Origin of the sequence: Castellaniella sp. (assembly GCF_036379515.1) — a bacterium.
GTDB lineage: Bacteria > Pseudomonadota > Gammaproteobacteria > Burkholderiales > Burkholderiaceae_B > Castellaniella.
Map to the genome: position 1 here is coordinate 1 of NZ_DASVGN010000004.1, position 13,806 is coordinate 13,806.

A 13,806-nucleotide genomic window follows, 5' to 3' on the forward strand; every position below is an offset into this window, starting at 1 on the left:
CTGGTCCAGCAGCTTCCTGAACATCTCCACGCCCGTGCACGTCGTCTTCTGCGTGTCGTGAATCCCGACGATCTCGATCTCCTCGCCCACCTTGATCACCCCGCGCTCGACCCGGCCCGTCACCACCGTGCCCCGACCCGAGATCGAGAACACGTCCTCGACCGGCATCAGGAACGCCCCGTCGATCGCCCGCTCCGGCGTCGGAATGTAGCTGTCCAGCGTCTCGGCCAGCTGCATGATCGCCTGCTCGCCCAGCGGCCCCGTGTCGCCTTCCAGCGCCAGCTTGGCCGACCCCTTGATGATCGGCGTGTCGTCGCCCGGAAAGTCGTACTTCGAGAGCAGCTCGCGCACCTCCATCTCGACCAGCTCCAGCAGCTCCTCATCGTCAACCATGTCGCACTTGTTCAGGAACACGATGATGTAAGGCACACCCACCTGGCGGGCCAGCAAGATGTGCTCGCGCGTCTGCGGCATGGGGCCGTCTGCGGCCGAGACCACGAGGATTGCGCCGTCCATCTGCGCCGCACCCGTGATCATGTTCTTGACGTAGTCCGCGTGCCCCGGGCAGTCAACGTGCGCGTAGTGACGGTGCTCGGTCTCGTACTCCACGTGCGAGGTGTTGATCGTGATACCACGTGCCTTCTCTTCCGGCGCGTTGTCAATCTGGTCGTAGCCCTTGGCTTCGCCGTGGCCGCTCTTCTTGGCCAGCACCGTCGTGATCGCCGCCGTCAGCGTCGTCTTGCCGTGGTCTACGTGCCCAATCGTCCCCACGTTCACGTGCGGTTTGGTCCGTTCAAACTTGCCTTTTGCCATGGCTGACTCCTGACTGGGGAAATTGAGCTAATGAGAAATGTGTGGTGCCCATGATGCGGATCGAACGCATGACCTCTCCCTTACCAAGGGAGTGCTCTACCACTGAGCCACATGGGCGGTGTTCCTATCGCTGCCGTCGTGCCCTGCCCGCTGGAGCGGGTGAAGGGAATCGAACCCTCGTCATAAGCTTGGAAGGCTTCTGCTCTACCATTGAGCTACACCCGCGGGTCGGTCTTGACAGCCCCCTGTTCATTCAGCCAGGGGTCGCTTGGTGGTGGGGGTTGGATTCGAACCAACGTAGGCGCAAGGCCAACAGATTTACAGTCTGCCCCCTTTAACCACTCGGGCACCCCACCGAAGCGAATCTCGAATTATGAATATGCGCAGCGGCTTTGTCAAGCGGGCCACGAGTCTTGGGGGGAGCGCGCTTCCAGCCCCTGGCGGACCTCGCAAGATGCACACCACAGACGCCTTCGTACACGCGCGTCAAGAACGAGGGAATTCATCCTTGATATCTCTGACAGATCGGGCGAGTCGCTCCCGCGCAGAGATGACATGGTGTTCCATTTCGCGCGCTGCGCGCTCGCCGTCCCCCGCTTCAAGCGCCTGCATGATGCGCAGGTGCTGCTTGTTCGATTCCGCAATGCCACCATGTGCCAGTCCGAAATGCCGAAAGAGCTTCTGCTCCCGGGTGTAGCGTTCGTAGAGTTCGAGCAACCGGCCGTTGCCGCTGGTGCGGTGGATCAGTTCGTGGAAGTCAAGATTGGTACGGAAATACTGTTCCGTGTCGCCCCGCTCGAAAGCATCGTTCATTTTCGTGGCGTACTGCCGCAGCTGCACCAGCACCTCCGGTGTCATGTTGCGGCTGGCCGCCAGCACCCCCGCGCGCTCCACGGCCGCGCGCACCTCATAGATTTCCATGATGTCATCGAAGTCGATGGCGCGCACAAACGCCCCGCGATAGGGGACGATTTCCACCAGGCCGACTTCCGCCAATCGTACCAGCGCACTGCGAACCGGACCGCGGCTCACTGAGAATGCGCGGGCAAGCCTGGAATCGTTCAGGCGCTCGCCGCCCTTCACCTTGCCAGAAAGAATAATGGCCTCAATACGCTGGTAAGCAAGATCGGCCAACGACGCAGGGCGCAGCGGAACGGCATCGTCTCCCTCGAGTAACTCCAGGTTCGATCCAGCACTGACGCTTTCGATCAATGTTGATTCCCCCGTGCGAATAGTGGAACGAGCCTTCATTGAGCGATACGAGTAGTTTTGAGGGATCGGCGCTGCGCTGAAAAGCCAAAGCGCGCGCTATGGGCGGGCCCCATCATTCTACATCGACGGTCTGGCGTCAGACGCCTCGCCGGTATCCTGGAGGCCACGTGCGAGGCGGCGACTGACCGCCATGGTAGACGCAATACGCAGCGCCTGTTCAAGCGCGCCGGTATCCGCCACACCGTCCCCGACGATATCAAATGCCGTGCCATGCGCGGGCGTTGTAAACACCGTGCTCAGCCCCGCCGTCACCGTGACGCCACGATGGAAGCCAAGCAGCTTGGTCGCAATCTGCCCCTGGTCGTGGTACATCGTGACCACACCGTCGAATTCGCCTTTCTGTGCCCTCAGAAACAGGGTATCGGCAGGAAACGGCCCCGCACAATCGATACCGGCCGCTCGAGAAGACTCAATGGCAGGGCCGATGATCTGAATCTCTTCATTGCCAAACAGCCCCCCCTCGCCCGCGTGGGGGTTGAGCGCGGCGACCACAATACGCGCATGCTCCGTCCGCAGCTGCCTCAAGGACGTGCGCGCCAGCGCGATGGCAGCCATGACACGTTCTTTCGTGATGAGCGTCAGCGCATCGCGCAAACTCATGTGCGAGGTGACCCGGAACGTGGCAAATTCCGGGATGACATTCATCTCGCCGAAAAAACCTTGGTGCGATGTCAGGTGCGCAAACAACTGGTGTTCGTCATTGAAATTCCATCCGCCCTGATGCAACGCCGCCTTGTTCAGCGGAGCGAAGCACACAGCCTCTATTTCCCCCGCCAGGGCACGCGTCACCAGCTCGCGCAGCGTTTCACCCGTCAGCCGGCCGGATTCCGGCGACACCTGTGCACGCCGGATTCCGGATGGGTCGATATTGCCCAAATCGATCAAGGGGACGTCAGACCTGGCCCAATCGACGTCAGCAATCGTGCGGTAGACCCGCACGCGCGGCTGCACGTGCGCATCGTCACACCCCAAATGAAACACTCGTGCGTCACCGACCACGACGATTCTCGCCACGTCACGCAGGCGCCCCGAATCGAGCAGGCGTGCGCAAATCTCCGGGCCTATGCCCGTCATGTCGCCCAGCATCAGGCCAACAATCGGCAAACTTTCCATGCTCCTCACCCCGCCAGACCAGAACCGTGCCCAGGCGCCGCTGCGGCATCGCAGGCATGCGCGCCCACCCACTGGGCAAACCGCAAGAGCAAGTAGTCGGCACCATCGGCCCCGATGAGCTGCAGACCGAAGGGCAGACTGTCAACTTGCATCACCGGCACACTGACCGCCGGCAAGCCGGTAAACGACGCATACATCAGCATCGTGCGTGACCCCGTGTATGCCAGCCCCTCGGGTGCCGGGCCGGACGAAGACGGCAGCACCAACACGTCGAATCCGCCGAACAACGCTGCCAATTTTCGCCTTGTGTGCTCGCGAGACAACAACAACTCGCCATAGCGATTCCTCGTAACGTGCCGCCCCTGCTCAACCAGGCCAAGAACACGCTCACTGAGTTTCCCGGGGTATCTTTCGGCGTATTGGGAGAACCGCGCCTGCATCTCATAGGCCAGGACCTCCAGGGAACGATCCCGCACGCTATTCAGGTCATCGACCACAGACTGCAGTGCCGAATCTCCTGTGGGCTCGACGACGGACACTCCTGCCTTCATCAGCCGTTCAAGCTGACCGTCGAACACCTGGAGACTGGTGGCATCCAGTTCGTCGAACCCTCTGGTCCGCAGCACGGCCACCCGGCCGGGCGAGACACCCGAGACGTCCTCCGCCAGCGGCCCTGCAAGCCCAAGCCCTCCCTTCTGGGGGGCTATCTCAGAAACCCAGCGCGCCAACCACCAGGCATCCGTGACCGAACGAGCGATTACACCCAGATGGTCGTTAGTGCGAGAAAGCGGATGAACACCCTCGGTGGATAACCTGCCGATCGTGGGTTTGTAGCCCACGACACCACAGAAACCGGCCGGCCGCAGGATAGACCCGTTGGTCTGCGTGGCGAACGCCGCCGCCACCATGCCGCTTGCCACACCGGCCGCCGACCCCGACGACGAGCCACCAGGCGTGTGTCTCACGTCATGGGGATTCGCGGTCGGGCCCGGACGACCAATGGCGAATTCGGTGGTGACCGTTTTCCCCAGGATCACGGCCCCGCCGGCGCGCGCAGCCCAGACAGCGGGCGCATCGATCATCGGGGTATAGCCATCGTAAATTTCACTATTCATGCGCGTGGGCATGTCGACCGTATCGATGATGTCTTTGACACCAATCGGCATGCCGTCAATGGCCGACAGCGGACGGCCCCCTCGGTAGCGCTGCGTCGCCGCATCGGCCTGCTCCCGGGCGCGCGCCAGATCCAGATGCGTGAAGGCCTTGACGTCGGATTCAGCATGCGCGATCGCAGCGATACAGGTTTCAAGATACGCGCGCGGCGTCGAAACCCCCTGCAGGAATTCTGTCCTCTTTCTACTGAACGGGGGCTCCTGTGCAATAAAGTCAGCAACCATTGATGACATACTCCGAAAACTTCCGTGACCTCTTCCACCGATCACATGTAGTGAAGCAGGAACAGCGACAGGCCTGGCCACACGGCAATGATGACGAGTACGGCCAGCATGACGACGATGAATGGAATCACTGCCCTGATGACCTCCTCCAGCGGTTCATTGCAGATGCCACTGACCACAAAGAGGTTGAGTCCCACGGGCGGCGTGATCATGCCCAGTTCCAGGCTGACCACCACGAAGATCGCGAAATGGTAAAGATTGACCTGCAGCGCATGCAGGGTCGGCAGGAAGATGGGGATCGTGATGATGACGATGGACGCTGCATCCAGGAAGGTGCCCAGGATGAAGAACATCACGCCTGTCACGATGAAGAACCCGACCTTGTCCAGATGGCTGGAAATGACCCAGCCGGCAATCCCCTGCGGGATCTGGTTAAAGCTCAGGAACGTACCAAAGATCACCGCAGACGCGATGATCATGTAGATCATCGATGTGATCTGCACCGTTTCGGTCAGAATCGGTCGGATATCCTTCCACTTCAGTTCCTTGTGGATGAATGCCGCGACGATGACCGCATAGAAGCCCCCGATCACGGAGGTCTCCGTGGGCGTCGCCACGCCGTCATAAATACAGAAAATGATCAGAACGGGCAACAGCGTGCCCCACAATGCGCGCCGGCTGGCCTGCCATCTTTCCGCCCAAGTGTAGCGATGGCTATCTTTTGCCTGACCAAATCCGTACCTTTGGGCGTAGTAAATGGCGACGACGATCAGGACGCCCGCCAGAAAAATGCCGGGCAACACACCTGCCACGAATAGCTTCGAGATCGACGTCTGCGTTTCGACGCCATAGAGAATCAGCGAAATGCTGGGAGGGATCAGGATGCCCAGCGTGCCGCCCGCAGCAACCAGCCCCATCGCGTATCGCTTGCTGTAGCCCGACTCCACCAGACCGGGAATCGCAACAGACCCGATGGCGGCGGCCGTTGCCGGGCTGGAGCCCGACACCGCCGCAAAGATCGCACAGGCCATGATCGTGACGATCCCCATGCCGCCGGAAATATGGCCTATCCACGCATTCAGCCCCTCCATCAGGTACTTCGAGATCCCACCACGCGCCATCACGACGCCTGCGAACACAAAGCCGGGAATCGCAATCAGAGGGATCAGGGTGAGTGCCGAGAACATCCTCTCAGGGATGCCCACCAGGTTGAAGCCCTCGTACAGAAAGGCGACGACAGAGGAAACCCCTAGGGAAAATGCAATGGGGATGCGGAACAGAAACAAAAAAATGAACAGGCCAAATAATATGACGGCACTCATGAAAACATCCCTATTTCGACAGCGCAATGCTTTGAACGCCACACCCGACCTTCAACTCCAGACAGGGTGGTCATGAGGTCCGCTCGCCCGATTCGGTTCCCGTTGTGAACAGGTGAAACATCCGGATCAGCATTCTGATCATCATCAATATCCCGGTCAGCGGCAACACCAGATACGCAATCCAGAGGGGGAACCCATCCAGCGAATCCTCTCCGGTTGCGAATCGAGCCGCGACCAGCTGGGTGCCGTAATAAAAGATGAACAGGAAGAATCCGAAAGACACGAGATTCGCGAAGACATCGATCCACTTCTGGAATCTTTTGGGGATGTAGTCGTAGAGGATGTCCACCCGAATGTGCTTGTTGTCCCGCAGAGTCGTAGACGCGCCTATCATCGCGCCCCAGACCACGAAATACCCTGCGGCCTCGTTTTGCCATGTCGACGAGGCATGGAATATGTACCGCAGCACCACGCCATAGAAGAGCAGTGAGAGCGAAGTGAGTATCAAGAGGCCCGGGACCCAATCCTCAATGGCTCTGACGGTTTTGACAAATCTATTCATGATCGCATTTCACCCGACACCAGCTCCTCGATGGCCATCAATGCATTGCTTGTGCAGCCTTGATGTATTCCTCGCCGATGATCGGGCTGTACTTCTTGTACAGCGGCTGGAATGCTGTCTTGAACGCAGCGACCTGCTCGTCGTTCAGTGTGGTGATCTGCATCTTGCTGACCTTCTTGACGTGGTCCAGTGCCTCCGCATTCAGTTTCACGCTGAGCTCATTTTCATGTTCCTGCACTTTGTCCATGATCTGCTCCAGCTTCGTTCGAATGTCGGCCGGCAGTTTGTTCCAGAAGCCCGGGTTGGTCAGGACCAGATACCCCAGAAAGCCCTGGTTCGAGATGGTCAGATACTTCTGGACCTCGTAGAACCGTTGATTGTCGATATCCGTGAACGGATCGGAAAACCCTTGGACGGTCCCCTGCTGCAAGGCGGTATACAACTGGTTGTAAGGGATCACCGTTGCGCTGGCGCCCTGGCTCTTGAACACATCGGCCGCCAGCCCGCTGGACACCACCCGGAAGGAGATCCCCTTGTAGTCTGCCGGCTTGCTGATCGGACGTACGCTGTTTGTCAGCTGTTTGAAACCATTGGGCCACAGCGACAGTACCGACAAATTACTTTTCTCCAGCGGTTTGTATAGTTTCCGTCCCTCGGCGCTCTTCGAGAATCCTTCGACCTGCTTGATGCTGCCAAACAGGAACGGCAGTGAATAAATCTGCATGGACTTGTCAAAGCCTTTCAGCTTCGCAGGGTCTGCGGCAATCATCTGAATGTTTCCGGCCTGCAGGGCCGCAATGCCATCGGGCACATTGAACAGCGAGCTGTTCGGGTAGACGACGACCTTGACCTTGCCCTTGAGCTGTTCGTCAACCAGCTTCGCAAACAAGGTTGCCCCCTGACCTTCCGGGGACGTCGCAATGGCGTCGTGCACGAATTTGATCGTTATCGGCTCTGCCGCTTGCGCAACAGCACAAAATCCCGCCGTCATGACGAGGACGCCACCGGCAATTTTGGATATCAGTCTCATCTCATCATTCTCCTTGTGTGAATTGGCCCCGAATCACGTGGCCGGATCTCGTTGCACGCGTCACGGGCAACCCGCGCGGAACAACGCAACCAGATTTGGCTGTTCCGACAGATTCCAGCAGACGTCCCGAAGCGAGGCTGCTTTGGTGGAGCCCAGCACGGGCTCGACCAGACCATTGAACTTGGCATCCAGCTGAGCATCGGTCATCGGGTTCTCTGTGCTTCCTATTGCGTGCTCGACCAGCACGTGGAGCTTGCGCCCGTCGGTGCAGGTAATCAGCACATCAGCAGCCGACTCGGCAATCGAGTTGTCGACGACTGCATGAATTCTGTCCCTCAGAGCCATCACATCGGGGCGCTTGACCATGGCATCCGAGTATTCCGACTCCCCTGCTGCACCGAACATCAGTCCAACCGCGCAGCTGTGGTAGACGCTGAATTTTCCTTCCAACCCGGTGCGAGGCGTCTTTTTCCCGGTCAGCTCCAGCACCAGGCCGTGCACCTTCAGATCGACCTTTGCAATCTGATCGGGTTGCAGGCCATGCGCGTTGCGCAGACGCACACAGCCATCAATACTGGGGTGGATGACAATCCCACAGGCGAAGGGCTTGAAGGTATTGAATGAGATTTCGAAGCGCTTGCCCAGCTCATCGGTTGCCTCGTTCCAGTCCACCTTCGTCGAGATCGTTTGCGCATAGCCGCGCGGAGCCTCGATTGCATGCGGCGACGCAGTGAATCCATGGGCAGCCAGCAGTGCCGACATCAGGCCGGCGCGCGCCGCCGCCCCAGGGTGCATGGGCTTGGTCATGGTGCCGAACTGCTCGCGTAGCCCCACCGGCTGCGAGGCCGCGATACCCAACGCCATGACCGTATGAGCGACGTCAAGGTTGAGCAGCCGAGCGCACCCGGCTGCCGCACCAAGCATGCCGGTCGTCCCCGTAATATGCCAGCCCCGGTCGTAATGGTCCGGATAAATCATATTCCCGATCCGGCACGAAACGTCCACGCCTAGAACCAGGGAGTCGAGAAGATCCCGGCCCGATGACCGCTGCTTTTCAGCAAGCGCCAAAATCGCGGACGCCACAGGCCCTGCGGGGTGAATAATGGTTTTGAGATGGGTATCGTCGAAATCGAACGTGTGCGACGAGATGCCATTCAGGAACGCAGCACTGGCAATATCCACCCGTTCCATGCGTCCCAGCACCGAAGCCTGCGACGACGGCTCAAGATCAGCCACCGCTGCCAATGCGGCAGCCAGCGTGGGGTGGCCAGACGCACCGATCGCGCAGCCCAACCAGTTGATGAAGGTTCGATGCGCCGCATGATCAACGTCCGCATCCCACCCCTGCGAGGGGTGACTCACCACGAACTCGGCCAACCCCTGCGTCAAGAGCGGCGCATCCGTACACGCCTTCGCGAATGTATTCACAGTCATGAGGATAAATATCACTCCAGGTTGCTTGGAGGACAGTCGCCAAGTCACCTTTGTGGTAAATCGCGAACTGTTAACAGTTTATAGTTTACATGTCGACTCGAGATATGCAAGGAATTTTTCACAGACAGGCCGGCACACGGCCGTCCGAACAGGCGCAAAAAAGCTCGCCGAAGCGAGCTGAGGTACGGAATCAGAAACTTATGTTTCGCGCTGCTGTGTCGCTTTTGCGGCGAGGCACGCGTCGCTATTCATTCGCCAGCACGGCCCCCAGCCCCTGGCGCTCCAGCAGGGCGTCCAGGTGGTCCCAGTCGGTGAAGTCGATCACCAACTGGCCACCCTTGCGGGCGCCGGTCTTGATGCGGACTTTGGTGGCCAGATGGTCGGACAGGGCCTTTTCCAGGCGTGTGAGGTCGCCACCATGAGCAGCAGGCGATGCACGGCGTGCCGAAGCGGACAGCGCCTCATCCTGCTCCCGCAGTGCGCGAGCAACGCGCTTTTCGGTTTCACGCACCGACAACCGGCGGGCGATGACTTCGTTGGCTAGCAGAATCTGCTGGGCTGCGTCGGTAGCCAGCAGCGCGCGGGCGTGGCCCATGTCGATGTCGCCGGCAAGCAGCATGACCTGGACGGGGCCGGCGAGGTTCAGGAGACGCAACAGGTTGGTGGTGGCCGAACGTGAACGGCCGATGGCGGTGGCCGCCTGTTCATGGGTCAGTCCGAACTCGTCGAGCAGACGACGCACGCCCTGGGCTTCTTCCAGCGGGTTGAGATCCTCGCGCTGGATGTTTTCAATGAGCGCCATGACGGCGGCGTTTTCGTCGGCGACTTCACGAACGAGGACCGGGATATGGTCCAGACCAGCCAGCTGAGCTGCGCGAAAGCGGCGCTCACCGGCGATGATCTCGTATTGGCCCACGCCCTCTGATGGCAAGGGACGCACGAGGATCGGTTGCATGACGCCTTGCGTGCGAATGGAATCGGCCAGCTCGTTGAGCGCACTCTCGTCCATGTGCGTACGAGGCTGATAGCGCCCCGCATGGAGTGCAGACATCGGCAGCTGGCTGGGAGTGTCTCTGCTGCGTCCGACACCGTTCAGTGCGTCGGTATCGGCGCCCAGAAGTGCGTCCAGACCGCGGCCCAAGCCTTTTTTTCGTGTTGCCATGATGAATTCCTTAATTTGCCAGGGGGCTGCGATGAGGAGTGCGCACGCGGCGGATGAGTTCGTCACCAAAGGCCAGATAAGCCTTGGCGCCACGCGACGACCGGTCGTAAATGACGCCTGGCATGCCATGGCTGGGCGCCTCGGCCAAACGCACGTTGCGCGGCACGATGGACTTGAATACCTTGTCGCCAAAATGCGACTCAAGCTGATCGGACACCTGCTGCTGCAAAGTGACACGCGTATCGAACATCACGCGCAGCAGGCCAATGAGCTCGAGATCTGGATTCAGGTTGCGATAGATGCGCTTGATGGTGTTGACCAGGTCGGACAAGCCTTCGAGTGCAAAGTACTCGCATTGCATGGGGATAATGACGCCGTGCGCGCCGGCCAGGCCGTTCAGCGTCAACAACGAAAGAGTGGGCGGGCAATCGATCAGAATGAAGTCGTAGTCACCACTTACCTGCTGCAGCGCCTGTTTGAGCTGCCCCTCGCGATGCTCCATCTGCACGAGGTCGATTTCGGCGCCGGACAGTTCACGGTTGGACGGCACCACGTCGTAGCCCCCCGATTCGGAATGCACGGTAGCCTCCCGCACCGTGGCTTCGCCGATGAGCACCTGGTAGAGATTGATTTTGGCGCCATTTTTGTCAATGCCGCTTCCCATGGTGGCATTGCCCTGGGGATCCAGATCCACGAGCAAGACTCGCTTACGGTGCTGAGCCAGAGCCGCCGCAAGATTGATGGCCGTGGTCGTCTTCCCTACCCCTCCCTTCTGATTGGCAATGCAGAAGACACGGGCTTGGGCGGTAGGTTCAGTCATGGATATCCTTGGGACCGAGTTCAAGCAGGCAACGGTGTGCGTTCATTTCTGGGACCTGCAGCGGCAAAGTACGAAGCACACGCCACGGCGTGTCGGATTCCAGGGCCCGTTGTTCCTCTTGTGGAAACTGGCCCTTCATGGCAAACAGGCGGCCTGTGGGTGCGCAATGATGCGAGGCCACATGGATGAAATCTTCGAGTGAGGCAAAGGCCCGGGAAATCACGACATCCGCCTGCAGGCTATCCAGCGTCTCGGCCCGAGCGTGTACCGCCTTCACGTGAGGCAAGGCCAGTACGCCCGCTGCCTGGCGAATGAAGGCGGTCTTCTTGCCCACGGCGTCGACGCACACCACGGTCCACTGCGGTTCACAGATCCCCAGAATGATACCCGGTAAGCCGCCTCCTGACCCGATGTCTGCAACATGAAGGACGCGCCCCAAGGCAAAGGCTCTCAACTCGGGAACGACTGAGAGGCTGTCAAATACGTGCTGCACCAACATCTGTGATGGATCGCGCACTGCGGTGAGGTTATAGGCTCGATTCCAGCGCTCGAGCTCAGCCAGGTAGTGCAACAGGGCCGGAATACGCGGCTCGTCGCCCTCCATCCCCAGTTCACGCAGCGCGCTGGCCAGTCGGTCTCTGAAGACAGGCTGTGAATCGCTCATGCCGCCTCACGTCGGCGCTGCAGGCGCTTGAGATACACGAGCAACAGCGAGATGGCCGCTGGCGTGACACCGGAGATGCGACCTGCCTGACCCACAGTCTGCGGGCGCCCCAGCTTGAGCCGCTGCCGGACTTCGATCGACAGGCCGGTCACGACATCGAAATCAAAATCTGGCGGGATGACCTGATCGGCATGGCTGCGTTGGCGCTCGATATCGGCGAGCTGTCGGTCCACATAGCCCGCATACTTGACCTGAACGCTGACCTGCTCTGCCAGCACGGAGTCCTGCAGACCTGGCCCTGCCAAGGGTTGACCGGCCGTGTCTCGCACGCTCATGAGCTGAGCGTAATCGACGTCAGGGCGCTTGAGCAGATCAAACAGGCTGGGATGGCGATCTACGCGGTGAACCGATAGATTCTGCTGTGTCTGTGCGTCCAGCACGGCAGGGTTGACGTGCACGTCACGCAGACGCTCGATCTCGGCAGCCACCGCGTCACGCTTGCGGCAGAACGCTCCCCAGCGTTCATCGTCTACCAAACCCAGCTTGCGACCGATTTCAGTCAGACGCGCATCCGCGTTGTCTTCGCGCAAGCTGAGTCGGTACTCGGCACGCGACGTGAACATTCTGTATGGTTCTGTGACACCTTTTGTTACAAGATCGTCGGCAAGAACGCCCAGGTAGGCTTGGCTGCGTTCCAACAACCAGGGTTCATCCCCCCTCACCTGCAAGGCCGCATTCGCGCCTGCAAACAGGCCTTGGGCAGCAGCCTCTTCGTACCCAGTGGTGCCGTTGATCTGACCCGCGAAAAAAAGCCCCTTGATGTCACGCGTCTCAAACCACGGATGAAGGTGGCGCGGATCAAAGTAGTCGTACTCAATGGCATAACCAGGCCGCATGATGCGGGCGTTTTCAAGCCCTGGCAGGCTTCTGACCAACCGATATTGGATGTCAAAGGGCAAGCTGGTCGAGATCCCATTGGGATAAATCTCGCAGGAAGAAGCTCCCTCAGGCTCAAGGAAAACCTGATGACTCTTTTTATCGGCAAACCGATGAATTTTGTCTTCGATGGACGGACAGTACCTGGGCCCTATTCCCTCAATCGTGCCTTGATCGCTATAAAGCGGTGACCGATCCAGTCCTGACCTGACGATATCGTGAGACTGCTCTGTCGTATGTGTGATCCAGCACGGTACTTGTTCAGGGTGCATCCGGGCTGACCCCAGGTACGAAAATACAGGAACAGGATTCGAATCTCCGGGTTGAACTTCTGTCTTGGAAAAATCAATCGTCTTGGCATCAATACGAGGAGGTGTCCCAGTCTTCAGGCGCCCTTGCGGCAGCTTCAGCTCCTTCAAACGTTGGCCCAAGCTCGTTGCAGGTGGATCACCAGCACGACCGGCCGCATAGTGCTCCAAACCCACGTGCATCAACCCATTAAGGAAAGTGCCTGCTGTCAGCACAACAGATCGAGCCCTGAAATCCAGACCCACTTGTGTTCTGGCACCCACAACCTGATCACCTTCCAGCAGAAGATCAACAACAGCCTGCTGAAAAATCATCAAATTCTTCTGGCCTTGAAGAATCATACGAATCGCTCGCCTGTACAACGAACGATCGGCTTGAGCTCTGGTTGCCCGGACTGCCGGCCCTTTGGACTGGTTCAGAATTCTGAACTGGATGCCGGCCAGGTCAGTTGCCCACGCCATAGCGCCACCCAGAGCATCGACTTCTTTGACCAAATGCCCCTTGCCAATTCCCCCAATGGAGGGATTGCAGGACATTTGACCCAAGGTATCCATATTGTGGGTCAAGAGGAGAGTGGAGGCACCCATACGGGCTGCTGCCAATGCAGCTTCGGTACCCGCGTGGCCACCACCAATCACGAGCACATCAAAATTTTCTGGATAAATCATGAAATCACATCAGGAGTCTGACGAAATTATAAAGCCATGGTCTTAAGAGGTGTTTCACGTGAAACACAACACGCATTTCGCAAGCTCAACGCGTTCAAAAGTATTGTTCCACGTGAAACACCAAACTAGTACCCATAGTAGGGGATAAAGCTGTGGACAAATGCGGTACAACCAGCGTACAACCAATAGAAGATGTATGCCTGACAACAGTCCCGACAGCCGCGACACAACCACACAACAGTGCGCCAGACCCGTGCCGCAACCTCTTGAATTCACGCAATGAAAGTTCCAGCTTCCGAAATGA

At 59.0% G+C, this 13,806-nt stretch carries 12 protein-coding genes and 3 tRNA genes; all 15 read right to left on the reverse strand.

Annotated features, from left to right (window positions below; translation table 11 throughout):
• Nucleotides 1-813, reverse strand: an 813-nt coding sequence (locus tag VF285_RS01130; protein WP_346950774.1) for an elongation factor Tu, incomplete at its 3' end; no start/stop codon positions are given.
• 42 nt (nt 814-855) lie between these two features.
• A tRNA-Thr gene (locus VF285_RS01135) sits at nt 856-930 on the reverse strand.
• A 34-nt stretch (nt 931-964) separates the two neighbouring features.
• Nucleotides 965-1,038: transfer RNA gene (locus tag VF285_RS01140), tRNA-Gly, on the reverse strand.
• A 44-nt stretch (nt 1,039-1,082) separates the two neighbouring features.
• Nucleotides 1,083-1,169, reverse strand: a tRNA-Tyr gene (locus tag VF285_RS01145).
• A gap of 130 nt (nt 1,170-1,299) precedes the next feature.
• Nucleotides 1,300-2,064 carry a GntR family transcriptional regulator gene (locus tag VF285_RS01150; protein ID WP_346950775.1) on the reverse strand — a complete coding sequence of 255 codons (765 nt, stop codon included), beginning with the start codon at nt 2,062-2,064 and terminating at the stop codon, nt 1,300-1,302.
• A gap of 78 nt (nt 2,065-2,142) precedes the next feature.
• Nucleotides 2,143-3,198 carry a PdxA family dehydrogenase gene (locus tag VF285_RS01155; RefSeq protein ID WP_346950776.1) on the reverse strand — a complete coding sequence of 352 codons (1,056 nt, stop codon included), beginning with the start codon at nt 3,196-3,198 and terminating at the stop codon, nt 2,143-2,145.
• A 5-nt stretch (nt 3,199-3,203) separates the two neighbouring features.
• Entirely contained in the window at nt 3,204-4,595 is a 1,392-nt protein-coding gene (locus VF285_RS01160) for an amidase (RefSeq protein ID WP_346950777.1), read from the reverse strand.
• Between the two features lie 41 nt (nt 4,596-4,636).
• On the reverse strand, nt 4,637-5,917 hold the full coding sequence (locus tag VF285_RS01165) for a TRAP transporter large permease (protein ID WP_346950778.1): 1,281 nt from the start codon (nt 5,915-5,917) through the stop codon (nt 4,637-4,639).
• 70 nt (nt 5,918-5,987) lie between these two features.
• Nucleotides 5,988-6,479: a TRAP transporter small permease gene (locus VF285_RS01170; RefSeq protein ID WP_346950779.1), complete on the reverse strand. Its 492-nt coding sequence runs from the start codon at nt 6,477-6,479 to the stop codon at nt 5,988-5,990.
• A 37-nt stretch (nt 6,480-6,516) separates the two neighbouring features.
• Nucleotides 6,517-7,509 carry a DctP family TRAP transporter solute-binding subunit gene (locus VF285_RS01175; RefSeq protein ID WP_346950780.1) on the reverse strand — a complete coding sequence of 331 codons (993 nt, stop codon included), beginning with the start codon at nt 7,507-7,509 and terminating at the stop codon, nt 6,517-6,519.
• A gap of 60 nt (nt 7,510-7,569) precedes the next feature.
• Nucleotides 7,570-8,943 carry an MmgE/PrpD family protein gene (locus VF285_RS01180; RefSeq protein ID WP_346950781.1) on the reverse strand — a complete coding sequence of 458 codons (1,374 nt, stop codon included), beginning with the start codon at nt 8,941-8,943 and terminating at the stop codon, nt 7,570-7,572.
• Between the two features lie 244 nt (nt 8,944-9,187).
• Nucleotides 9,188-10,105 carry a ParB/RepB/Spo0J family partition protein gene (locus tag VF285_RS01185; RefSeq protein WP_346950782.1) on the reverse strand — a complete coding sequence of 306 codons (918 nt, stop codon included), beginning with the start codon at nt 10,103-10,105 and terminating at the stop codon, nt 9,188-9,190.
• A 10-nt stretch (nt 10,106-10,115) separates the two neighbouring features.
• Nucleotides 10,116-10,925 (reverse strand): AAA family ATPase, encoded by an 810-nt coding sequence (locus tag VF285_RS01190; RefSeq protein ID WP_346950783.1) that lies wholly within the window; start codon nt 10,923-10,925, stop codon nt 10,116-10,118.
• Nucleotides 10,918-11,589, reverse strand: a complete 672-nt coding sequence (gene rsmG / locus VF285_RS01195) for a 16S rRNA (guanine(527)-N(7))-methyltransferase RsmG (RefSeq protein WP_346950784.1) — start codon at nt 11,587-11,589, stop codon at nt 10,918-10,920. Before rsmG ends, VF285_RS01190 begins: the two co-directional genes overlap by 8 nt.
• Nucleotides 11,586-13,502, reverse strand: a complete 1,917-nt coding sequence (gene mnmG / locus VF285_RS01200) for a tRNA uridine-5-carboxymethylaminomethyl(34) synthesis enzyme MnmG (RefSeq protein ID WP_346950785.1) — start codon at nt 13,500-13,502, stop codon at nt 11,586-11,588. The genes rsmG and mnmG overlap by 4 nt, the downstream gene beginning before the upstream one ends.
• Nucleotides 13,503-13,806: the final 304 nt, after the last annotated feature.